24 protein-coding genes are annotated in these 23,569 nt (G+C 36.4%); 7 read left to right on the top strand and 17 right to left on the bottom strand.

Features of this window, described 5'->3' with window-relative positions; translation table 11 throughout:
* Nucleotides 1-5 precede the first annotated feature (5 nt).
* Nucleotides 6-500, bottom strand: a complete 495-nt coding sequence (locus tag ICG50_RS06945) for an RNA polymerase sigma factor (RefSeq protein WP_187660183.1) — start codon at nucleotides 498-500, stop codon at nucleotides 6-8.
* 117 nt (nucleotides 501-617) lie between these two features.
* Here ICG50_RS06945 and ICG50_RS06940 point away from each other — a divergent pair, with 117 nt between their 5' ends.
* A complete protein-coding gene (locus tag ICG50_RS06940; protein ID WP_187660182.1) occupies nucleotides 618-1,457 on the top strand; it encodes a CvfB family protein in 840 nt (279 codons plus the stop codon).
* Between the two features lie 3 nt (nucleotides 1,458-1,460).
* Here the strand turns inward: ICG50_RS06940 and ICG50_RS06935 are convergent, their stop codons facing one another.
* From ICG50_RS06935 to recF, 11 genes are all read right to left on the bottom strand, one after another.
* Nucleotides 1,461-2,675, bottom strand: a complete 1,215-nt coding sequence (locus tag ICG50_RS06935; protein ID WP_187660181.1) for a serine hydrolase domain-containing protein — start codon at nucleotides 2,673-2,675, stop codon at nucleotides 1,461-1,463.
* 117 nt (nucleotides 2,676-2,792) lie between these two features.
* Nucleotides 2,793-3,611 carry an energy transducer TonB gene (locus ICG50_RS06930; protein ID WP_187660180.1) on the bottom strand — a complete coding sequence of 273 codons (819 nt, stop codon included), beginning with the start codon at nucleotides 3,609-3,611 and terminating at the stop codon, nucleotides 2,793-2,795.
* A gap of 167 nt (nucleotides 3,612-3,778) precedes the next feature.
* Nucleotides 3,779-4,330 carry an RNA polymerase sigma factor gene (locus ICG50_RS06925; protein ID WP_187660179.1) on the bottom strand — a complete coding sequence of 184 codons (552 nt, stop codon included), beginning with the start codon at nucleotides 4,328-4,330 and terminating at the stop codon, nucleotides 3,779-3,781.
* The gene (locus tag ICG50_RS06920; protein ID WP_187660178.1) at nucleotides 4,321-5,427 is read right to left on the bottom strand and encodes a glycosyltransferase; all 1,107 of its coding nucleotides are present in this window, start codon (nucleotides 5,425-5,427) and stop codon (nucleotides 4,321-4,323) included. Before ICG50_RS06920 ends, ICG50_RS06925 begins: the two co-directional genes overlap by 10 nt.
* Before the next feature lie 77 nt (nucleotides 5,428-5,504).
* Nucleotides 5,505-6,116: an FMN-binding negative transcriptional regulator gene (locus ICG50_RS06915; RefSeq protein WP_187660177.1), complete on the bottom strand. Its 612-nt coding sequence runs from the start codon at nucleotides 6,114-6,116 to the stop codon at nucleotides 5,505-5,507.
* Between the two features lie 62 nt (nucleotides 6,117-6,178).
* Nucleotides 6,179-7,192 carry a UDP-N-acetylmuramate dehydrogenase gene (gene murB / locus ICG50_RS06910; protein WP_187660270.1) on the bottom strand — a complete coding sequence of 338 codons (1,014 nt, stop codon included), beginning with the start codon at nucleotides 7,190-7,192 and terminating at the stop codon, nucleotides 6,179-6,181.
* 45 nt (nucleotides 7,193-7,237) lie between these two features.
* Nucleotides 7,238-9,085 (bottom strand): asparagine synthase (glutamine-hydrolyzing), encoded by a 1,848-nt coding sequence (gene asnB / locus ICG50_RS06905; RefSeq protein WP_187660176.1) that lies wholly within the window; start codon nucleotides 9,083-9,085, stop codon nucleotides 7,238-7,240.
* Nucleotides 9,086-9,089: 4 nt separating this feature from the next.
* Nucleotides 9,090-10,157, bottom strand: coding sequence for a glycosyltransferase (locus tag ICG50_RS06900; protein ID WP_187660175.1), 1,068 nt, complete (start codon nucleotides 10,155-10,157; stop codon nucleotides 9,090-9,092).
* A 4-nt stretch (nucleotides 10,158-10,161) separates the two neighbouring features.
* Nucleotides 10,162-10,836 carry a DUF2461 domain-containing protein gene (locus ICG50_RS06895; protein WP_187660174.1) on the bottom strand — a complete coding sequence of 225 codons (675 nt, stop codon included), beginning with the start codon at nucleotides 10,834-10,836 and terminating at the stop codon, nucleotides 10,162-10,164.
* A 1-nt stretch (nucleotide 10,837) separates the two neighbouring features.
* Nucleotides 10,838-11,545: a thioredoxin domain-containing protein gene (locus ICG50_RS06890; protein WP_187660173.1), complete on the bottom strand. Its 708-nt coding sequence runs from the start codon at nucleotides 11,543-11,545 to the stop codon at nucleotides 10,838-10,840.
* Between the two features lie 40 nt (nucleotides 11,546-11,585).
* Nucleotides 11,586-12,665: a DNA replication/repair protein RecF gene (gene recF / locus ICG50_RS06885; RefSeq protein WP_187660172.1), complete on the bottom strand. Its 1,080-nt coding sequence runs from the start codon at nucleotides 12,663-12,665 to the stop codon at nucleotides 11,586-11,588.
* 178 nt (nucleotides 12,666-12,843) lie between these two features.
* Between recF and ICG50_RS06880 the strand changes: the two genes are divergently transcribed.
* The 6 genes from ICG50_RS06880 to ICG50_RS06855 all read left to right on the top strand — a co-directional run bounded on the left by ICG50_RS06880 (nucleotide 12,844) and on the right by ICG50_RS06855 (nucleotide 18,930).
* A complete protein-coding gene (locus ICG50_RS06880) occupies nucleotides 12,844-13,632 on the top strand; it encodes a tetratricopeptide repeat protein (protein WP_187660171.1) in 789 nt (262 codons plus the stop codon).
* Between the two features lie 72 nt (nucleotides 13,633-13,704).
* Complete coding sequence (gene ribH, locus ICG50_RS06875) at nucleotides 13,705-14,196, top strand: 6,7-dimethyl-8-ribityllumazine synthase (protein ID WP_187660170.1); 492 nt, start codon at nucleotides 13,705-13,707, stop codon at nucleotides 14,194-14,196.
* Between the two features lie 160 nt (nucleotides 14,197-14,356).
* Nucleotides 14,357-16,213, top strand: coding sequence for a DNA mismatch repair endonuclease MutL (gene mutL / locus ICG50_RS06870; protein WP_187660169.1), 1,857 nt, complete (start codon nucleotides 14,357-14,359; stop codon nucleotides 16,211-16,213).
* A complete protein-coding gene (locus ICG50_RS06865) occupies nucleotides 16,210-16,971 on the top strand; it encodes a rhomboid family intramembrane serine protease (RefSeq protein ID WP_187660168.1) in 762 nt (253 codons plus the stop codon). The genes mutL and ICG50_RS06865 overlap by 4 nt, the downstream gene beginning before the upstream one ends.
* Nucleotides 16,972-17,009: 38 nt before the next feature.
* Nucleotides 17,010-17,873, top strand: coding sequence for a rhomboid family intramembrane serine protease (locus ICG50_RS06860; RefSeq protein ID WP_187660167.1), 864 nt, complete (start codon nucleotides 17,010-17,012; stop codon nucleotides 17,871-17,873).
* Nucleotides 17,874-17,880: 7 nt separating this feature from the next.
* On the top strand, nucleotides 17,881-18,930 hold the full coding sequence (locus tag ICG50_RS06855) for an endonuclease/exonuclease/phosphatase family protein (RefSeq protein WP_187660166.1): 1,050 nt from the start codon (nucleotides 17,881-17,883) through the stop codon (nucleotides 18,928-18,930).
* Here the strand turns inward: ICG50_RS06855 and ICG50_RS06850 are convergent, their stop codons facing one another.
* From ICG50_RS06850 to ICG50_RS06830, 5 genes are all read right to left on the bottom strand, one after another.
* Nucleotides 18,931-19,545 (bottom strand): WbqC family protein, encoded by a 615-nt coding sequence (locus ICG50_RS06850; RefSeq protein ID WP_187660165.1) that lies wholly within the window; start codon nucleotides 19,543-19,545, stop codon nucleotides 18,931-18,933.
* A 62-nt stretch (nucleotides 19,546-19,607) separates the two neighbouring features.
* Entirely contained in the window at nucleotides 19,608-21,344 is a 1,737-nt protein-coding gene (gene lepB / locus ICG50_RS06845; protein ID WP_187660164.1) for a signal peptidase I, read from the bottom strand.
* A gap of 63 nt (nucleotides 21,345-21,407) precedes the next feature.
* Complete coding sequence (dapB, locus tag ICG50_RS06840) at nucleotides 21,408-22,112, bottom strand: 4-hydroxy-tetrahydrodipicolinate reductase (protein ID WP_187660163.1); 705 nt, start codon at nucleotides 22,110-22,112, stop codon at nucleotides 21,408-21,410.
* Nucleotides 22,112-22,669 carry a DUF5683 domain-containing protein gene (locus tag ICG50_RS06835; protein WP_187660162.1) on the bottom strand — a complete coding sequence of 186 codons (558 nt, stop codon included), beginning with the start codon at nucleotides 22,667-22,669 and terminating at the stop codon, nucleotides 22,112-22,114. The genes dapB and ICG50_RS06835 overlap by 1 nt, the downstream gene beginning before the upstream one ends.
* A complete protein-coding gene (locus tag ICG50_RS06830; RefSeq protein ID WP_187660161.1) occupies nucleotides 22,669-23,568 on the bottom strand; it encodes a ParB/RepB/Spo0J family partition protein in 900 nt (299 codons plus the stop codon). Before ICG50_RS06830 ends, ICG50_RS06835 begins: the two co-directional genes overlap by 1 nt.
* Between the last annotated feature and the right edge of the window lies 1 nt (nucleotide 23,569).

Raw genomic sequence — 23,569 nt, 5'->3', positions numbered from 1 at the left:
AATCCTTAGGGATTTAATATTTTTTTTAATTTTCCTTTTATTCTGTTCATTTTTACTCGGGCATTGACTTCGCTAATTCCCAATGTTTCCGATATTTCGGTGTAATCTTTATCTTCGAGATATAAAAACACCAAAGCCTTTTCAATATCATTCAACTGTTGCACCGCTTGGTACATCAATTTGATTTGTTCTTCCTCTTCAAAGTTGTAATCTTCTTGGCTTAAGAAATGTTTTTGTCCTTCGTAAGTAACCGTTGAAACCGTTCTGGTATTTTTTCGGTAGAGTGTTATAGCGGTATTCAAGGCTACACGATAAGCCCATGTGGAGAATTTAGAATCGCCTCTAAATTTCGGGAAGGCTTTCCAAAGCTGAATGGTAATTTCTTGAAACAAATCGTTGTGCGCATCATCACCATTGGTATACAACCGACATATCTTGTGGATGATGTTCTGGTTTTCCTTTAGCTGCTTTACAAATGATTGTTCTAAGTGGTCACTCATAGTCCGTTAGTAGTGTAAGCGTTTATTTTGTTACACTTAGTAAAACTACATTTTTTATAATACAAATTCAAGTTTCTAATTTCCCTATCTTTGTAGTCTAAATTACAAGCAGTCAAAATGAAAATAGGGCATTACAATACACTTACCATAGCAAGAGAAACCAAAGTGGGACTTTTTTTAACCGATGGAACAGCCGATGTGTTGCTTCCGGTAAAATATGTGCCGAAAGACTATGCTATTGGTGATGAAATCATAGTGTTTGTTTATCTTGACCATGAAGAAAGACCGGTAGCTACTACATTGGAGCCTTATATTTTAATGGATGAGTTTGGCTTGCTGCGAGTGAATTATGTGAACCAATTTGGTGCTTTTCTCGATTGGGGTTTAGAGAAAGATTTGTTCGTTCCTTTCAAAGAACAAGCCCGTCCGATGGAAAAAGGAAAACGCTATTTGGTATTTGCCTTTATCGATGAAAAAACCAATAGAATAATGGCTTCCAGTAAGACCAATCAGTTTTTAAGCAATGAAAATTTGACGGTTGCTGTTGGCGATGAGGTAGATTTAATCATTTCTCATATTACAGAACTCGGAATCAATGTTATTATCAACGATATTCACAAAGGATTATTGTACAAAGACCAGGTGTATGAAGACATCCGATTAGGAGATAGATTAACAGGTTACATTAAAAATATTAGACCTGACAACAAGATTGATGTAACTTTAAACAAATTCGGTTACAGTAATGTTGAACCCAATGCCGAGAAAATTCTATTCGAATTAAGAGCGAGTCGAGGCTTTTTAAGATTAACCGACAACAGCCATCCGGAAGACATTAAAACCGTCTTAAAGATGAGTAAAAAGACGTTTAAGAAAGCCATTGGTGCACTCTATAAAGAAAAACGCATCGAAATTAAAGAAGATGGTATCTATTTGGTTGACGAAATAAAAATCTAAATTTTATTCTTTGATTTCCAGTTCAGCCGGCAACGGAATTTCTTCTGTTTTTTTGGCAAATAAACTGCTGACCATATTCAAAGTGGCATAAGGTCTGTTCGAATATTTATTGCCCAAACAAATAACGGTCATAGTATCCTTTTTGACCGGAACAAATGAAGTGTTATTGCCATGCCACCAACCGTTGTGATAGACAAGCTTTTCCCCGTTGGCCAAATAACGCATGCGCATTCCTAAACCATAATCTTTTATAGGTTTGGCTACATTTACGGCACTATAACCATAATAAGCTTCCTGCAATAATTCCGGTTTGATAAAATCAGGAGAATAAGTAGCTAAATCAAATTTTACTAAATCTCTTGGCGTAGAATATATATTTTTGTCTCCATACAAATTGTCATATTGGTCCCAAGGAAAAATAGTACTGGCTCTATAGGATTTACAAACGGTATCTCTATCGGTTTCATAATTAAACACAAAAGTATTTTTCATCCCAAGGGGTTTGAAAATCAAGGTTTGCATAGCATCACGATAGTTTTGACCGGTAGCTCTTTCGATAATTAGGGCCAAAATCACATAATTTGTGTTGCAATAATCAAAACGGGCATTGTTGGCAAAAATGGGTTTAAACTTTTGTTTTATCATCAAATCCAATACATCCTTATTGGTCAGTACTTTTTTTCTGTTCCAAGCTTTTTTCATAATACCCGGAAAGTTGGAATAGTGTGGTAAACCGCTTCGGTGATTTAATAATGTTCGGATGGTTACGTTTTTATAAGGGAATTTCGGAATCCAATCGGTTACTTTTTGATCGAGTAATAGGTTGTCTTCCTGAACCAGTTTTAAGATGGCTGTTGCGGTCAATACTTTACTTACGGATGCCAAGTGAATCGATGTATTGGCATCTATTTTTCTACCGGTTTTGGTGTTAGCCAAACCTTGGTAATGCTCATAAATGATGCGACCATTTTTGGCTACAATAAAACTTCCGCTATAGTAAGGCGAATTGATAAACTTGTTGTAAAACGAATCAATTTTAAACTTTTTTTCAGAAATATATTTTTCTGAAACATCATTAAACTTAATCTTAAGCGGAATGGTTAACAAAGTACTATCCGAATTTTCATTTTTTTCCGAATGCGAATAGTGTATCCCGATCGTCGGACCTGAAAAATAAAATAAGCTGGTTAGAAAAAAGGATATTAGGGTAAACTTCATAATTGCAATAATACCAATATTTAATTGAAATTAAAACCCAAAATGTCTAAAATGGTGTTAATCTTTCCACCTTTTGTTAACAAAAAACCGCCTCGGATTGGAGGCGGTTTTAAGGAATTAAATTTTAACTTTTATAGGTAACATAAATAAGGTTCTAACAGGTTTTCCGTCTTTGAAACCCGGAGACCATTTTACTTTTGAAGCTTTTAAAAGTCGAATGGCTTCTCTCTCCAGTTTGTAGTCTGTACTTCGAACTGCTTTGATATCGGTTAGCGACCCGTCTTTTTCTATTACAAATGACATAATTACACTCAAGGTCACTTCTCCGTCTTCTTCAATTTCAGGTCGGCTAAAGTTATTGACCACATATTCGTAGAATTTTTTCATTCCGCCCGGATATAAAGGAAGTTTGTCTAAATTGTTAGTAGTTTCAATTGCATTTCCATCATTGCCCGGAAGGACAGTTGTGCCAATACTTCCACCGTTATTTTCCGGATTTGGTAGACCGGTACCGCCAACAGTTCCTTCGCTTGCCGGTGGTACATTTTTAACTTCATTGTTTGTTGGTACTACCTGTGACTGCTGCGTTTCGGCGACAACCATATTGGAAAGATTAGTTGGTTCAACATTACTTGGCGGCTGTTGATTTAAGGGTTTAATTTCCGGTTCTTTAATTTTCGGTTTTGAAGATAGATCAACAGGTGTGATTTGGTTGTCTTCAATTTCAATTATAGGTCCGTCAATTGGTGCATCATCAAAAGAAGTTAAGAATAATCCACCACCAATGACTCCTAAAAAAAAGGTGATGCCACTTAAAAATGCAATTAATGAAGTTTTGGAATTTTCTTGACGCAATTGGTAAGCGCCATAGGCTTTGTTTTTGCCTTCAAAAACCAGATCGATCCAGTTTTTTTCATAAATACTAACGTTTGACATAATAATATGGTTTTAGAGTTAAGTATTTATACTACATAAGCAAGGTGTTTAATGGTATAACGCAGGATAGGTCAAATTAGTATAAATAATGTTAACTATTTATTATAAAGAGGTTGCATTTCCCTAAAAGGTTGGGAAGACTTAACTAAAAATGATAAATAAAGGGATTATCTTTTGCTTTCGATGATTGCTGCCAATAGTTTTTTGGCGCGAAGCAATTTGATTTTAACATTACTCAAAGGTTCGTTGAGTTGTTCGGCAATTTCCTGATAACTCATCTCTTGAAAATAACGCAGTTGAATTACTTCTTGGTAATGTGGTTTTAATTCTTTGATGAATTGAAGTAGGCGGGACAGGTTTTGTTCGGTAATCAATTCGTCTTCTGCCGAAGGAGAACTGTCGGCAACGTTGTAAGCTTGTTGGTCTTCTTCATCAGTGATTTCTACAAAAACAGTCGATCGCTTTTTGCGAAGCATATCAATGTGTACATTTTTAGCAATGGCAATCAACCAAGTGTTGAATTGGAATTCAGGATTGTAGGTCGCAATTTTGTCAAAAGCTTTTGAGAAAGTTTCTATGGTAATGTCTTCCGAATCGGTTTCGTTTTCCGTGCGTTTCAGCATAAATCCATACACTTCGTTCCAATAATGGTCGAGCAAATAAGTAAAGGCAACTTGGTCACCTTTTTTTGCCATCTCTATGTATTTGTTTATTTCCAATGAACCGGTTTTGAGAATGTATTGGTAATAAACACATTCAATTGAGTGAAAATGAGAACAATTTCTATAATCGGAAACCAATACATCACATCTTTTTCTTTTAATTTACCGGCGGCAAATCCCATCGCTAACCAGGCAAATAAATAGCGGAAACCGATAATACTTACTACAGCAATCCATTGAAATTGAAAAACCAACAATACTATTGGCAACAACAAAAACAACAATTGTGAAGCATAAAAAACGCTCAATTGATTGCGGTCAAACATTTTATAGTGTTTCGCAGTGGATACATGGCGGCGTTTTTGGGTAAACCATTCTTTAAAGGAAGTTTTCGGTTCCGAATAAGTAAAGCTGTCCGGAAGATAACAAATGGCAGTATTCTCTTTGGTTGCCGCCTGATTGATAAACAAATCGTCATCACCGGAACGGATTTTCATATGATCCATAAAGCCACGAACTTTAAAAAACTCTTCGCGTTTGTAGGCCATATTTCGACCAACACCCATGTAAGGTTTTCCGATTTTGGCCCAAGAAAAATATTGGGTTGCCGTGAGTAAAGTCTCAAAACGGATGATTTTATTTAGAAAGGAATTGGCTATTTTTTCATACGCACCATAACCCAAAACAATATTCTTTTGAGCGGTAAATTGCGAACTCATGCTTGTAATCCAATCTTTGGAAGTTGGGTAACAATCGGCGTCAGTAAAAAGTAAGTATTCGTATTTAGCGGCTTTGATGCCAAGGGTTAAGGCGAATTTTTTATTGCCCCAAAACGCTTCGTTGTTTTCTACTTTGACCAATTTTACATTGGCATATTGTTTTTCAAATGCTTCAAAAATCTCTAAGGTATTGTCGCTCGAGGCATCGTCAATCAAAACGATTTCGAAAGTATGGTAATTTTGTTCTGCCAAAAGCGGGACAAATTGCTGCACGTTTTCTTCTTCATTTTTGGCACAAACAATCACTGAAATCGGAACTCTTTTCGGGGTTGCGGTTTGTGGTTTAGCAAAAGAAAATTTGCCAAATACTACAACATAATATAAGAATTGAACCACTACAACGGCGATGAATAGACAGAATAGAGCTAATAACATAGGCTTTTTTTGACTTTAAAAAGGTGTGCAAATGTAGTTATTCTAACCGCAATAATCAAGGGATTTTTAACAAATTCCTATCGGTTCTTTTTCATTTCATTGGCAATGGCAATGGCTTGATTGTCATTGGTTTTTTCGAGCTCGGTGATGATGTTTTGGTAGTTTTTATCGTCGCGGTTTTGTGATAATTTCTTTTGGGCTTCGATGCTTGTGATTTCGATTTCAAAAGCAATAATGCCTCGAGCTTCTCGCATGGTTTTTTCGGATAGGTTTTCAACGCGAATGGGTTTCTCGGATTTGGCTTCGTATTTATCGACCAACTTTTTAAGGAAATCTACAGCTTGTTCGTGGTTGTAAACCTTTACTTTTCCGTAAACATGTACGGCGAGATAATTCCACGTTGGTACATTTTCATGGTCATACCAAGAAGAAGAAATATAAGTATGGGCACCCGAAAAAATAGCTAAAACTTCATCATTATTTTTAAAACTTTCCGCTTGTGGATTGGCTTTAGAAATATGCCCGACTAAAATTTGTTTTCCTTCAGCATTGGTTTCCAAAATCAGTGGCGTGTGCGTTGCCCATAATTTTCCATTAGTTTGGTTGACCAAAATCGCAAAGCCGTTCTGATGAAGGAAGTTTTGAATGTCTTCTTGGTTTTCGTTTTTATATAAGTCGGGGATGTACATTTAAATTATGAATTACGAATTATGAATTACGATTTCTGGAAATTGTGACTGAACACTGATAACTAAATCACATTTACTTCGGCTTCAATCGCGATGCCGAATTCTTTTAAAATAGTGGCTTGTATGTCTTTGGAAACCGCCAGAATTTCTTGACCCGTTGCATTGCCATAGTTCACCAAAACCAAAGCTTGATTCTTATGGATTCCGGCATCCCCAAAGCGTTTTCCTTTAAATCCGGCACGTTCAATCAGCCAACCGGCAGGCACTTTAACTTCGGTTTCCGAAATCACATAATGCGGCATTTCGGGATGCAAATCCTTTGCTTTTTCATAAGCTGCTTTTGAAATAATCGGATTTTTGAAAAAACTCCCGCTGTTGCCCAATTCTTTCGGATCCGGCAATTTGCTTTGACGAATGGCAATTACGGCATTGGAGACATCTTTCAAGGTTGGTACAACTACGTTTTGTTTTTCCAATTCCTTAGTTATATCGCCGTAAGACGTATTGATTTTATGGTTTCGCTTGGTCAGTTTAAAAACAACTGAAGTAATGACGAATTGGTCTTTGGCTTCGTGTTTAAAAACGCTTTCTCTATAACCAAAATTACATGCTTCTTTAGTGAAAGTTTTAAGGTCTTGCGTGGCAATATTTACCGCTTCACAAGACACAAAAGTATCTTTAATTTCAGTGCCATAAGCGCCAATGTTTTGTACCGGAGTTGTGCCCACATTCCCCGGAATCAGTGACATATTCTCTAATCCGCCGAAGTTTTGATCAATCGTCCACAATACGAATTCGTGCCAGTTTTCGCCGGCCATACTTTCTACCCAAACGAAATCGTCATCTTCTTTTAAGATTCGTTTTCCTTTTAAATCAATATGAATCACTAAAGCATGAATATCTTGCGTTAACAACATATTACTTCCGCCGCCGAGTATGAATTTTTTCTCGTTGGCGTTTTCCTGTAAAACGGTTTTTAATTCTTCAACCGAATGAACGGCAATAAATTGTTGGGCTTTGGCTTCAATGCCGAAAGTATTGTATTTTTTCAGGGAGAAATTGGTCTGGATTGGCATCATTTAATTAGGCTTACTAGTTTACAAAAGTAAACAATCCATCATTTAAACGAATTTCTTTTGGTAGTTTTTTTGCCAAACATGGAACATGAAAAGCGGCATGATGTAAGGAATAATTTTGGTGTTTCCTTTTTGAATTTCTTTCACCATTTTGGAGCCATCAAGATTTTGCATAAATGGCAAGTCAAACATTTCGCTTTTAGCAAAACTGTTGAGTTCTTCCTTGAAAATAGGGTAATCCGTCAAGTATTTTCCCCATGGTGCGCTCAAACCAATCTTTCTGAAATCGATAATTTCTTTAGGTAATTTGTCTTCCATCGTGGTCTTGAGAATAAACTTTCCTTTTTTGCCGGTAAACATCCATTTACTGTCTAAGGTTCCTAAACCGGCTACTAATCTTTGGTCCAAAAACGGCTCACGACATTCGATGGAACTTCCCATGGTACAACGGTCGTTTCGGTCTAATAACGAACACAAATAGGTGTGTTGATCAAAATACAATGCCTGACGTTGCAAATCTTTGGGGTATAATTCTTTTGCTTCACTTAAGACTTGGTGGCGATAAGCATTTTCGGGTTTCTTTTTATTGCCGTAAAACAAATTAATGTCATTCGGATATACATTGGAACCATTGAATATCACTAAATCAGCCTCGTTGTTGATTTTGGAATAACGAAATAATTTATCGTAACGAGGTCTTTTATTAAAGGTTTCAAACTTAGAAATTTGCGAAATAACTTTGAGTAAAGAAGGATTTTTCAAGGCTTTATAACGTACATAACCGCCCATCAATTCATCGGCACCTTCGCCCGAAAGTAATACTTTTACTTTTGGTTTAGCTAATTTGGCAATAGCCAATAAATGCGGCTCGTTAAGGTGCATTATAGGTTCGTCTTGGAAATAAGTGGTCTCAAATAAATTTTGGTACAAATTTTCATTCTCCAGCTGGGTGTGGTTTAAGAAGTAATTGTATTCTTCTGTAATTTTTTTGGCCAAATGAAACTCATTGTGTTCAGCTTCCGAGAAACTGATATTGAATGCCTCAATGTTTTTAAAATTTTGATGGTATAATGCCGATAAAATTGAACAAGAATCTAATCCGCCACTAAGTAAAACCCCAACGGGAACATCACTCACCATTCGCAATTTCACCGAATCAAAGAAAGTTTCTTCAAACCATTTTTTGGGGTTGATGATTGGGATGTGGTTTTGGATTTGCTCTTTTAAATGCCACCATCTTGTTGTTACACTTTTGCCGTTTTCCTCCATTACCATATAATGTCCGGGAAGCAATTTTTTTACATGGTTGTACAATGTATTTTCACCGGCAACAAAACGGTTAAAAAAATATTCTTCCAGGCCGTTTTCTGAAATTTCTAATGGGACTCCGGCGGTAAAAAGAGCTTTCTGTTCGGAGGCAAAATAGAATGAGTTTTTGTGAATAGCGTAATACAAAGGTTTTACACCCATTCTGTCGCGACAAAGCGTTAACTTTTTCTCTAAAGTGTCCCAAATGGCAAAGGCGAACATACCATTCAAGCGATGCAGCATTTTCATACCATACAACTCATAAAGGTGCAGTAAAACTTCGGTGTCAGAACCTGATTTTAAAGCGATTCCTTTGCTTTTTAATTCGGGATAAAAGGATTGGTAATTGTAGATTTCACCATTAAAAACGATGATGTATCTGCCACTATCTGAGGTAAACGGTTGGTGACCGGCTGCTGAAGTATCAATGATGGAAAGTCTTCTGTGACCAAGACCAACATTGTTGTTGAGATAAATACCTTTGTCATCCGGACCACGATGCTCTAAGATATCTCGCATTTTTACCAATTGATTTTGGTCAACCGGTTTGTAGTCTAAATGTAAAATTCCGTTAATGCCGCACATAAATCTAGACAGTGATTGATTTAGCGGTGATCAAATCGTGGTATTTAAGAGCGATTTTCTTCATATTTTTTTCATAGTTGGCATTTTCTTCTACAAACGCTCTGTTGGCAATAATTGCCTTTCGGGTAAAATCTGTATTTTGAAAAGCCCACTCTAATTCTTGCGCTAATTTAAGGGCATTTTCGGAAGGCACAAGTATTCCGTTCACTTTTTGTTCTATCCAGTAACGATTGCCGGGTAAATCACTTACAATTGGGAAAGAACCACAAGCCATTGCTTCAAAAAGTGATGCCGAAACACCCTCGGTTGTGGGCATACTGATATAGAAATTAGATTTTTGCAAAAAGGTAGGGATATCGTTGTTATCAATTCTGCCTGTAAAGGCTACTTCTTTATCGATATTTAATTCTTTGGCTAATGTTTGTAGTTTTTTCAATTCAATACCATCTCCGATTACGGTCAAATTGAAAGGAATATTTTTCTGTTTCAATAAGGCAAAAGCATTTAAAATTAAATCATGTTGGTATTCTGCATTAAGCGACCGCGTGATGATGGCATTAATTTTTTGGTTATTAGTGGCATCATTGAATTGAAATAAATCCAAGTTGATTCCTTTTGGCAGTACCATTACTTTCGACATATCGACACCGCTTTCAATCATATGATTGGCCATGACGCTTCCCCAGGCATGTATTAAATCGGCCTTACTGTAAGCATACTTTTGAATGATTTTTTTAAACGGATATGACAAAGAATTGATAGGCCATAAATCGGTTATGCCTTGTTGAGCAATCGCTATTGGTCTAATTCCGGATAATGCTGCTAAGTACCCATAACTGGTTGTTCTTTCAGCGATGACCATATCGGCATTGAACTTTTTTACGATGCCTTTGATGGTTAAAAACGCTTTGGTTAATTCCAGTATTCTGATAAGTCTGTAAATGCCGTGGTTTTTGGTTTGCAGTTCCCAAGTTACAATTTCAAACTCGCCAAAATCCTTCAGGCCATTCATCCAAGTGACAGCATCTGCTCGATAAGTTTCACCCAAGAAAAGTATTCTTTTTTTTGCCATCGATTTAGTCTTCGGTTTCCAAAGCTCGGTTTAAAAAGTCATTTAAAGGTTTCAAAGCGATTAGTTTTTGAGCCACCATTTTACTAAAATCTTTGTCGGTAAAAAGGGCATCGTCAATTTTGGCGGAAGCCGTATAACTTTTCAGTTTTAAAAATTCTATAGCCGGATGATTCGGGTCGAAATCTTTAGGTGCTTTTTTTAATGTGTTGCTTTCCTCACGTGTTAGGTTAGAAAACTCTGTCTTGAAATTTTTGTCTTCAACGATAGCTTCCAAATCCTCGTGGAAATAAGCTATTTCTTTTCGTATTCTTTTCAATTCATCCGGTTCCGGACACCAAACACCACCGGCGATAAAGGAATTTCCTTTTTCAAAATGAATATAATAGCCCGGACTGTTTTTTCGGAATTTATTTTGGGTAAACCATACGCCCATATTGGTTTTGTATGGCGATTTGTCTTTGGAAAAACGAATATCTCGATTGATGCGAAACGTACAGTTTTTGATTTCCAGCGGTTCCAAAGTTTTGTCCAAGGGTTTCATTTCCGCCAAAAGCGAGGCAATGTAATTGTGATAATCTTTCTTGTAGTTCTCATACCTCTTTTTATTGGCATGCATCCAATCGGTAGTATTGTTCGCTATTAAATCTTCGAGAAACTGAAGGGCGTCTTTGGTTATCATACTACAAGTGTTTTCTGAGTTCTTCTTCGGTGATGTAACCTATATTTCGCCAAACTTCTTTTCCGTTGTCGTATACAATTATGGTTGGCAAGCCATCAATTTTCATTCCGTCGACTAAAGCTTTATTTTCATCAGCATCTAATCTGACAATTTTTATTTGGTCTTTCAGTTCTTCTTGTAATTTCAACACGTAAGGTTTCATTTTTTGGCAAGGACCGCACCAAACTGCCGTGAAATTAACCAATACTTTTTTGTCGGAAGTAATTAGTTTTTGATAGTCTTCAGAGGTCATTCCGGTTTTCACATTCTGAGTAGTTTGTGAAGTCTTCGGTAGGTTGTTGGCCGACCATTTCATGATACCACCTTCTAAATTATAGATTTCTTTGAACCCCATTTCCGCTAATTTATCAGCCGCTTGCGCACTTCTTCCGCCTACTTTGCAATACACAAAAATAGGTTTGTTTTTATCGTATTGTGCAACTTTTGTAGCAAAATCAGCACTATTTATATTGACATTATTGGCGTTTTCAAGATGCTCAACTTCATATTCTTGAGGTGTTCTAACATCTAACAACTGGGGTTTCTCGGTTGTTTTTAGTTTTTCGGCGTAAGTTTTTGGATCTAATGTTTGAATGTTTTTTGCCGTTTGCCCTTGACAACTTAAGAAGAGGCAGCTCAACAATAGCAACAAAAATAATTTGGATTTCATATTTAGCAATTTTTCAGCTAAATTACAAAATAGAACAACACTACAAATTAAATATTTTATAACTCTGATGGGTTGTTTTTACGATATTTTCTGTCCGTTCCGGATGGGTATCTGAAATAAATAATTGTCCGAATTCTTCATTGTTGACCATTGCGATAATTTTGCTCACGCGGAATTCATCCAGTTTGTCAAAGATGTCATCAAAAAGTAAAATTGGTTTTTCACCGCTTTGTTTTTTGACAAAATCAAATTGGGCCAATTTCAATGCGATTAAAAAAGATTTTTGTTGGCCTTGAGAACCAAACTTTTTAATTGGATAATTATCGATTTCAAAAGACAAATCGTCTTTGTGTACGCCAACCGATGTGTATTGTAAAGCCCTGTCTTTGCTGAGGTTTTCTTCTAATAAAGTTAAAGTGTCTTTTTCAAATAAATCACTTTGGTAAACCAATTGTACCGTTTCGGCTGAATTCGAGATTTCCTGATGGTATTGGTTGAAAATCGGAATAAACTCGGTTAAGAAATTTTGTCTTTTTTCAAAAATAGCTTTACCCAAAATATCCAACTGTTCATTGTATATACTCAAGGTGTCTTTTTCGAACAGGTGATTTAAGGCAAAATACTTTAGCAAAGCATTGCGCTGGCTGATGATTTTTTGGTATTGGATGAGTTGTTGCAAATAAGCATTGTCCAGTTGAGAAATCACACTATCCATAAACTTTCTGCGGGTTTCACTGCCTTCAATGATTAAATCTCTATCGGCCGGAGAAATAATCACCAAGGGAATAAAACCGATATGGTCTGAGAATTTTTCGTAGAGTTTGCTGTTGCGTTTCAGGATTTTTTTTTGGCCTTTTTTCAGACTGCACAGAATTTGTTCGGAGCGATCGTTTTTTTCGAATTCGCCGTCCACTACAAAAAACTCTTCGCCGTGTTTGATGTTTTGCACCGCTAACGGATTGAAATAGCTTTTACCATTGGCCAAATGATAAATGGCATCTAATAGGTTGGTTTTTCCGATGCCGTTTTTCCCAACGAAACAATTGATTTTGACATCAAATTCGAAGGTGGCATCTGAAAAATTCTTGTAATTGAGTACTGATATTCGTTTTAAAAACAATTTGGTTTTGTTTGAAATTAGTGTTTAAACTCCTTATTTATAAGCCGAATAGGGTTATTTATTACAGTTATTCCCATTCCTTAAAGTAAAGAGGTGTAAATTATTCAAAAATATCGACAAAAATAGCTTTTAAATATGAATAAAAATTTTATTTTTGCGCACACTAAATTAAAAATAGATGGCAACTTTTAACAAAAGAGGATATAGATCACCAAAAGAAAAAGAAGAGAAATTAGACAATAATTTTATCGAAGATGTAAATGTTGATGCTAAAGACAGTACAACAGCAAAAGCTTTCGATACTTTAGATGAGTCAGCTTCAAGAGCAGAGGATTTTATTGCGAAAAATCAAAAAGTGATTTTAGGTTTGCTTGCTACCGTTGTATTAGCTGTTGTAGGTTATTTTGCTTACGAAAAATTTATTGCTGAGCCAAACCAACAAAATGCAGCAGATGAGTTATTTACAGCACAACAAAACTTCCAAAAAGCAGTTGATGGTGATGTAAAAGCAGATTCATTATTTAATTTGGTATTAAATGGTTCAGAAGGTAAATTTGGGGTAATCAAAATTGCTGAAGAATATTCAGGAACTGATGCTGCTAATCAAGCTAACTATATGGCTGGTATAGCTTACCTTAATACAGGTAAATATGCTGAAGCAATAGCTAGTTTAGAAAAGTTTTCTTCGAAAGATGTAACTTTGAGTGCTTTAGCCATAGGTGCTATCGGTGATGCATATGCACAACAAAACAAACAAAAAGAAGCTTTAGATTTTTATGTAAAAGCTGCAGATGCTAATCTAACTAATGATTTTACTCGACCAAGGTTTTTATTAAAAGCAGGAAAAACGGCTCTAGCTTCAGGGAATAAAGCGGAAGCTTTAAAATATTTTACTGAAATCAAAGACAATTTCGATACGACTCCGGAAGGACAACAAATCGATGCTTTGATCGGTCTAGCACAATAAATCAGAAAAAAGTATTTAAAAAAAGGATTAAGGATGGTATCTTTAATCCTTTTTTATTTTAAACAATACATTATGGCAACAGCAAATAAAAACTTATCCAACTATGATAAAAACGCATTGCCAAACGCGAAGGACTTTCGGTTTGGAATAGTGGTTTCAGAATGGAACGATCACATTACTAACGGTTTGTTTAACGGTGCTGAAGCCGCTTTACTAGACTGTGGCGCTTTGCCGGATAATATCATTCGTTGGAATGTACCCGGAAGTTTTGAATTGGTTTACGGCGCACAAAGAATGATTGTTACCCAAGAAGTCGATGTGGTGATTACTATTGGCTGTGTGATTAAAGGCGAAACGATGCATTTCGAATTTGTATGCGAAGGTGTAACCCAAGGTATTAAAGATTTGAATGTACAAACCGATGTGCCCGTTATCTTTTGTTTGCTTACCGATAACAACGAACAACAATCTATCGACAGAAGTGGTGGTGTTCACGGGAACAAAGGAACGGAAGCTGCTATCGCCGCGATAAAAATGGCTGACTTAAGGAGAAAGACAATGTAGTTTTATTCCTTTTCAATATAAAATCGAAGCCTATTCCATTGTGAATAGGTTTTTTATTTTTAGCCAATTATTAACTAAAAATCCCAATAGTTTTTCGTTAAATTTGCTAACTTCGGTTACCCAAAAACTGAAACCTTTACAAAACACTGAATACTAAAGAATGTCGAGCATAATTCAATTACTTCCTGATCATGTTGCCAATCAAATTGCCGCCGGCGAAGTGGTCCAAAGACCGGCGTCGGTAGTCAAAGAACTATTGGAAAATGCAGTCGATGCCAAAGCCACCGATATCAAACTCATCATCAAAGATGCCGGAAAATCATTGGTACAAGTCATAGACAATGGGTTAGGAATGAGTGTCACCGATTCGCGATTGTGTTTCGAACGTCATGCGACTTCTAAAATCCGTCAAGCGGAAGATTTATTTTCTTTACACACCAAAGGTTTTCGAGGAGAAGCTTTGGCTTCTATTGCGGCGATTGCGCATGTGGAAATGAAAACCAAACAAGATCAAGAAGAATTAGGGATTCACATTATCATTGAAGGCAGCAAATTTGTGTCACAAGAACCGGCAGTTTTGCCCAAAGGCACTTCGTTTGCGGTGAAGAATTTGTTTTTTAATATTCCGGCCAGAAGAAACTTTTTGAAGTCGGAAACCGTTGAACAACGCCACATTGTGGATGAATTCCAGCGTGTTGCCATGGCGCATCCAAACATTCATTTTACGATGTACCACAACGGCAGTGAAATGTTCAACTTACCGATTTCCAATTTCAGACAACGCATTGTCAATATATTTTCGGGTAAAACCAATGAAAAATTGGTGCCTGTAAAGGAAGATACCGAAATCGTAAACCTACAAGGCTTTATTGGTAAGCCCGAATTTTCAAAGAAAAACCGAGGCGAGCAATTCTTCTTTGTCAACAATCGATTTATCAAAAGCGGTTATTTGCATCATGCGGTAATGGCGGCTTATGAAGGCTTGTTAAAAGACGGTGCGCAACCAAGTTATTTTTTATACTTAGACGTTCCGCCACACACAATTGATATCAACATTCATCCAACCAAAACGGAAATTAAGTTTGACGATGAACATGCATTATATGCGATTTTACGTTCGGCCATCAAACACAGTTTAGGACAATTTAATGTTGCGCCGGTATTGGATTTCGACCGTGACCCGAATTTAGACACACCTTATCAATACCAAAATAAAGACGCCGAATATCCTACGATTCAAGTCGATAGAAGTTATAATCCGTTTTCGGAAGACAAACAGCCGAGTAAATCTTTTGCTTCGTCTTCCAATTATAAAAAAACCGAAGCGCAACCGAGTTGGGAAAGCTTGTATGTGGGTTTAAAGCAAGCCGGACAAGAGATTGCCGAAATGACTTTTGAAAATAATGAGGCGGTGACTTCTTCTTTATTCGAAGAAAATGAAATTGAGCAGGAAGTCAAGCGCACTTACCAAATCCATAAAAAATATATAGTCAGCCCAATCAAATCGGGAATGGTGATTATCAATCAAAAACGAGCGCACGAAAGGGTTTTATACGAAGAATTTCTAACGAGCATGACCGTTAAACAAGCTTCGAGTCAGCAATTGCTGTTTCCGCTGCAGTTGTTTTATTCTTCAGACGAAGTGGAATTGTTAGCCGAATTAAAAACGTCCTTGGAAAACACGGGTTTTGTTTTTGAAGCTATCGAAGAAGACAATGTGCTCATTTCGGGTTTGCCTGTCAATGTGACCGAAAGTGAGATTTCTATTGTTTTGGAAGAGTTGTTGAGTGATTTACAAGACGGCATTCCGGACAATAGTTTTTCTCAAAATGACACCATTGCCAAGTCGATGGCCAGGAGTTTGGCGATTAAAACCGGAACGTATTTAACCGAAAAAGAACAAGAAAATTTGGTGCACAATCTGTTTGCTTGCAAAGAACCGAATGTGTCGCCGTTTCAAAAACCAACTTTCATCACGATGAGTGTGGAAGATTTAGATAAAAAATTCAGCTTATGATGCGAATGACCGAAACTGTAAAGCAGTTACTGATTATCAATATTATATTTTATATTGGGTCCAATTATGTAGGCGATGTGGCTTACCAATTGTTTTCTTTGTATTATCCTGAGAACCCTAGTTTTAGGTACTGGCAACCCTTGACGAGTATGTTTATGCATGCTAAAATACCCAACTTTATGCATATTCTTTTCAATATGTTTGCTTTGTATTCTTTTGGAAGTGCCTTGGAGCATTATTGGGGTTCAAAAAAATTCTTATTCTTTTACATTTCTTGTGGAATAGGTGCTTCTTTATTATACATGGGAATGAATTATTATACTTTTCACCAAGGTGTAAATTTATTAGTTGAAAATGGTCAAGACCAAGCTTATGTTTTAAAAACTTTGGCAGAAGGAAAATACGATACCAATTGGGAGAACATTATTCCTTTAAGCGATTTCAGTAACATGATGTCAAGTTATTTAGTTCCTGCGGTTGGCGCTTCCGGAGCCATTTATGGTTTATTAACGGCTTTCGCTTTTATGTTTCCTAATGCTGAATTAGGGATTATGTTTATTCCGATTCCAATTAAAGCTAAATATTTCGTGCCTGGATTATTGGCGGTCGATTTATTTTTAGGATTCAAAGGCAGTTCAATATTCGGTAGTGGCGGAACCGGTGTGGCTCACTTTGCCCATGTCGGCGGTGCTTTAACCGGATTTATAATGATGTGGTATTGGAAGAGGAATTCATTCAATAAAAATCGTTGGGATTAAAATTAGTGGTCAGTGTTCAGTAGGATAGTATTAAGATTATGAGTATAATTGAGGATATAAAATTTCAATACAAAATAGGCGGCATTGCCAATAAAATGATTTATTGGAATGTTGGGATTTTCTTGTTGTCTATACCGTTTTTCTATCAATTTAAACAGGGCGTTTTTGATTATCCGAGTTGGCTAGCTGTTTCTTCTGAACCTTTGGCTATTGTATACAAGCCGTGGACTTTATTGACGTATGCCTTTTTCCATGACGGATTTCTGCATTTGTTTTTCAATATGATGGTATTGAATTTTGCCAGTCGATTATATCTGACTTTTTTTACGCAAAAACAATATCTGGGATTGTATCTTTTAGGGGCAATTTTTGCCGGAATAGTATATGTTTTAAGTTTTTATCTGTTTGGACAATCCTGGATTATGGTTGGTGCTTCGGCAGCCATCATGGCTTTGTTGGTCGCTACAACGACTTATCAGCCTTTAATGGAAATTAGATTGTTGTTGATTGGCAATGTCAAACTTTGGCACATTACTGGCGTTATTTTGTTATTGGATTTATTGCAAATACAATTAGGGAATACCGGCGGACACATTGCGCATTTGAGTGGCGCCTTTTTTGGTTATATTTACATCAAGTTGTTGCAAAACGGTACCGATTTAAGTCGGATAGTGAGTTCCGTAATTGATTTTTTTGCTAATTTATTCAGCCCAAAGAAAGCTACACCCTTTAAAAAAGTACACGTCAACCCCAAAAAGCCTACGGTTAAAAGAGAAAGTAAAATTGTTGCCAAAGACAAAACCCAGCAACAAATTGATGAGATTTTAGATAAAATCAGTCAATCGGGTTATGACAGCCTAACTGCTGAAGAGAAAGAGTTTCTTTTCAAAGCCGGGAAATAAATTGTAAATGAAGAAACTATCGTGGTTTAACAAAGTGGTTTTTGGATTTAATATAGTAGTGACTGTATTGACCTTTATTGCCTATGTGTTGCCTTTTTTAGCCCCTAAGTTGTTTCCGCTACTTTCGGTCTTAACCTTGATTTTACCACTTTTCTTAATCATAAATGCTTTGTTTTTTATTTATTGGTTACTTCAATTAAAAAGACAAGTGATGCTTTCAGGATTGGTTTTATTATTGGGCATTACCTTTATCAATAAATTCTATAAGTTTTCTTCCAATGACTTGCCGGAAGAAGAGAAAGATTTTACCGTAATGAGCTATAATGTACGCTTGTTTAACTTGTTTGATTGGCTTCCGAATGAACATATCGGTGATACCATTTTGTCTTTTATCAATGAACAAAATCCGGATATTCTTTGTATACAAGAATATTCAGAGAATGCCAAAGTAGATTTAAGAGTATACAAATACAAAGCGGTTTTCATGGAAGGCAAACAAATTAAAACCGGTCAAGCTATATTTTCTAAGTTTCCCATATTCAATCAAGGCGATTTTAAAATTCCCGAAGCGGGAAACAATATTATTTATGCCGATATCAAAAAGGGAAAAGACACTATTCGTGTTTATAATATCCATTTACAATCGATAAAAATTTCTCCGGATGTCAATGAAATAGAGGAACATGTTGAAGTGATTAATCAAAATAAATCGCAACAACTTTTTGGCAGGATTAGGGATGCTTTTAAAAAGCAAGAACAACAAGCAGCCATCTTAGTGCGCCACAAAAAGGCGTGTCAATATCCGGTGATTATATGTGGTGATATGAATAATAGTGCTTTTTCGTATATCTATCGTACCATTAAAGGTGATTTGAACGATTGTTTTGAAGAAGCCGGAAATGGGTTTGGTCAAACGTACAAATTCAAATATTATCCGGCGCGAATCGACTATATTTTTGCCAATAAAAAGATGAAAGTAAAGAGTTTTAATAGTTTCTCTAAGTTTGAGAATTCCGATCACTTTCCTATAATGACCAGACTTTCTTTTGCCGAGTAATTATAATGGTTGCTTCTGAAGATAATCCAATGCGTATCGGCCTTCATTGAACAATAAATCCAAAATACTTAAGTTGTTCAAATAGCCGTGTTTTTCTCCAAAAACTTGTGTATATGGCGCAAACTCAGAAACGTCTTTTTTACCATTAATTAAGTTTCTGAAATCAATTTTATCGGTCACTTCATGAAAATATTCTGAGGTTTCGTTGTAGTCGAATTCGAGTCCGAGACATTTGGAGACCACCGACATCGTTTCAAAATTTAAATCCATCAAGAATTCGTGTTTCTTTTCGAATATCGGACGAATAGCATCTTCAAAATATTCGAAGAAAGGCGACGTTCTATAGGCTGCTTCGAGTGATTTAAAGTGTTGTTTCTGCCAATCAAAAGCGGTTTCCAATTGCACCTCTTTGGTCTTTTGATGGGCTGTTTTACTGTGTTTAATAGGAATGTTGAGCAACTGAATTCCATTCGGACTGTAAATGTACATTCTGTTCCTGTTAGTCTGTTTCTGAAAATTGTCATCCATTTCAAATGTCACCAAATCACTTTGAGTCATGGCCACAAAATGACTAACGGATGGAAAATAGCTGGGATGGATTAGGATGTTTTTCATTTGGATTAGGTTGCGAGTTTCGGGATGCAAATCAGTTTTATCTCGGAACTCGGAACTTTTAACTATGCTTTTGCTTTTCTCTTTTTCCAGAAATAATCACCTAATACATACAAAGCCACTAACCCTAAAAAGTATTTAAGATAGGATTCCGGTTGGCCTTCGCCACTAACAGTAGTGAATAGTCGGTCCCAACGAATTTTGTTCAATCCACTTCCGTTTGTATCCCAACTCATCCAAATAAAAACAGGTTTCCCAACAACATGGTCTTCCGGTGTATAGCCGTAATATCGTGCGTCTAAGGAATTATTTCTGTTGTCTCCCATCATCCAATAGTAGTTTTGTTTGAAGGTATAAGAAGTCGCAATTTGGTTGTTGATGTAAATAGCATTGCCTTTTACTTTCAAATCATTTTTCTCGTATTCTGAAATAATGATTTTGTAGAACGGTAATGTTTGTAAGTTTAAAGTAACCGTTTTTCGGGCTTCCGGAATGTATATGGGGCCAAAATTATCACTGTTCCAAGTATTAGTCACAGAAGGTTTTCCATCAGGGAAATCAGGAAAAATTCCATCTTCGGCACCCTTTTTTAAATATCGGTTTACCGAAGCAACTCTTGAATCGCTCTTAAGTTTATCGGATAGTTCTTGTGTTAGGTTAGCCTGAAAATATCTTTTGGAATAATTCAGTTCCATTTTTTGCTTTAACTCTTCATCGATGGCTCCAATGATGAATATATCGGTTGAATCTCTAGCTATTTCGGTTAAATCATACCCTTCATTCACAAGGTATTGCTTCACCACAGTATTGTCCCATAACTTGGATTGAATTTTGAGCGGGACATTAAATTCTTTGATGTCGTATTGGTTAAGAAATTCTTGCGATAGGTCTTCTTTTAATTTGATTTCAAAATTAAATTGTGGCTTTGCTCGCTCTGGTAATCGTAATTCTTTACCATTGATAAATACAACACCATTTTTGATTTGCAAGCTGTCACCCGGAATTCCGACACAACGTTTTACATAATTGGTTTTTTTGTCTGTAGGCTTACTATATCTTCTGTCAGCTGGCTTGTACATGTGAAATAAAGTATCTCTTGGCCAGTTGAAAACAACAATGTCGCTATTTTCTATTTTTTCAAACCCTGGAAATCTGAAAAAAGGAAGTTGTAATTTGTTTTTCCATGATTCAGGATTAGCATCGTCATACAAGTAAGATTTAGTTTTTATAAAAGGCAATGTGTCGTGCACCATCGGTGCGGCTACCGAAGTCATTGGTGTTCTGGCGCCATAATGAAACTTACTTACAAAAAGAAAATCTCCAATTAACAATGATTTTTCCAATGAGGAAGACGGAATTACAAAAGGTTGCATCACATAAGTATGCACTAAAGTAGCTACTACAATGGCAAAAAGGATAGAGCTGATGGTATCTCCGGTTTTAGTGCTTGCTACTAAACTACGGTCACTTATGTAAGTTACTTCTTGGGTGTAATTAATGTAATAAATATAAAGGCCAAAGGTGAAAATTCCTAACCAAGTATCAGCAGTTGATTTTCTGCCAAAACTTCTCAAAGTTTCTACCCAAACTACCGGAAACATGATTAAATTGATGATGGGCACAAATAGGAGTAAGGTCCATAAAGTCGGACGACCAATGATTTTCATCAAAACAATCGCATTGTAAACCGGCACAAAAGCTTCCCATCTTTTTCTTCCTGCTTTTTCGTATAATTTCCATGTACCTAAACCGTGTACGACTTGAACAATCAAGAAAAACACTAACCATTGGTATGTTGACATAATGTTGGGTTTAAAAGTTTATTTGCTATAAGTTTATCAAACCAAGCTTTTGTTACAATTTTATTATTTCAAATCGAGTACATCTTTCATAGAAAACACTCCTTTTTTTCCGATAATCCATTCGGATGCCATAACAGCTCCTAAAGCAAAGCCTTCGCGATTGTGCGCAACGTGTTTGATTTCGATAAAATCGACATCCGAACTATAGTAAACACTGTGCGTTCCGGGAACGTTTTCTATACGTTTGGCTTCGATATGAATTTGGTTTTCAGCAGCAGTGTCTTCTGTCCAAGAAGCATAAGCTGAATTCTCGATAACACCTTTCGCTAATGAAATTGCCGTTCCGCTGGGAGAATCGAGCTTTTGGGTGTGGTGAATTTCTTCCATCGACACTTTGTAAACCGAAGAAAATTTCGCCATCATTTTGGCCAAATAATCGTTGAGTTCAAAGAATAAATTGACGCCCAAACTAAAATTGGAACCGTATAAAAAAGCCCCATTTTTCTCTTGGCATATTTTCACAACATCTTCATAGTGTTCTAACCAACCTGTAGTACCACAAACCACCGGAATTCCTTGGTTGAAAGCAGTAGAGATATTTTGAACGGCTACCATTGGCACACTAAAATCGATAGCAACATCAGCATTTTCTAATCCTTCATAGGTATTGGATTCGTCTTTTTTCAACACGATTTCGTGCCCTCTTTCTAAAGCGATTCTTTCAATCACTTTCCCCATTTTTCCGTATCCGAGAAGTGCAATTTTCATTAGAATTTGTAATTTAAAGTTAGGCCAATATTGGGTTTAGCCGTAAATTCATTTTGGTAAACATCCGGAGCAACCGAAAGTTTGTCGCTGACATTAAATTGGATTAAATGGGCGTCAACATTGGCATCAACAATATTTAAGACATAAAAACCTATGGTTACCAACAGCGATAAGTCTCTGTTTCGTTGGTAAAAACGTTGGGCTTGTACCAAACGAGAATCGTCAAGATATTGGTACTGGTCATCATTAAAACCAGCCAATCTTCTTTTGTAAGCATCTCGATAACTGTGGTATTTTTTGTTATTGTCAAGGTAGAAATACATACTCGTTCCGATAGCGCCGTAAACGATGGGTATTTTCCAGTATTTCTTGTTGTAAGCCTGACCTAAACCCGGTAATATAGCTGAGTAAAAGGCAGCTTTTGCAGGAGTTAAAGGATCAATTTCCTTCATTTTAGTGGTATCGGTAACTACTAAACCGTTAATCACTTCTTGTGAAAAAAGGCTATGATTTCCCAACAGCATAAAAAGAAAAAGTATGTACAGTAGTTTATTCACTAACCTTTGATTAATTTAATAATGCGGTTAAAATCTTCTTCTGAGTGAAAAGGAATGGTGATTTTTCCTTTACCGTTTCCGGCAATTTTAACGTCGATTTTGGTACCAAAGAAATTGGTTATGGCTTTTTTCTGGTCTTCGGCAATGGCAAAACCGTCTCCTTTTTTGGCTTTAGCCGAAGCGGGTTTCAAACTGTTTTGGTAATTTTTCACCAAGGCTTCCGTTTCACGAACGGAAAGGTTTTGGCTGACAATTTTTTGGTAAATATCGGTTTGAACGTCTTGATTTTCGATATTGATAATGGCACGACCATGTCCCATACTGATAAATCCATCTCTTATACCGGTTTGGATAATCGGGTCTAATTTCAACAATCTTAAGTAGTTAGTGATTGTAGATCGTTTTTTTCCAACGCGCTCGCTCATTTGTTCTTGGGTCAATTGAATTTCGTCAATTAATCTTTGATAAGACAAGGCAATCTCAATAGGATCTAAATCATGACGTTGGATGTTTTCTACCAAAGCCATAATTAACGACTCATTGTCATTGGCAATTCTGATGTATGCCGGAACGGTTGTTAATCCTACTAATTTAGAAGCGCGCAAACGGCGTTCTCCCGAAATCAATTGGTATTTATTAAAATCTAATTTGCGAACGGTAATCGGTTGGATAAGCCCTAATTCCTTAATAGATGAAGCTAGTTCTTGTAAAGATTCTTCATTGAAATTGCTTCTCGGCTGAAACGGATTGATTTCAATCGATTCAATGTCTAGTTCGATAATATTACCCACTACTTTGTCGGCATTTTTATCATTCACCGATTTGATATCATTTTCAGGATCTTTCAATAGGGCAGATAATCCTCTTCCTAAGGCTTGTTTTTTTATCGCTTTTGCCATG

Source organism: Flavobacterium buctense (genome assembly GCF_014486695.1).
GTDB lineage: Bacteria > Bacteroidota > Bacteroidia > Flavobacteriales > Flavobacteriaceae > Flavobacterium > Flavobacterium buctense.
This window is presented reverse-complemented; position numbering and strand designations above follow the sequence as displayed.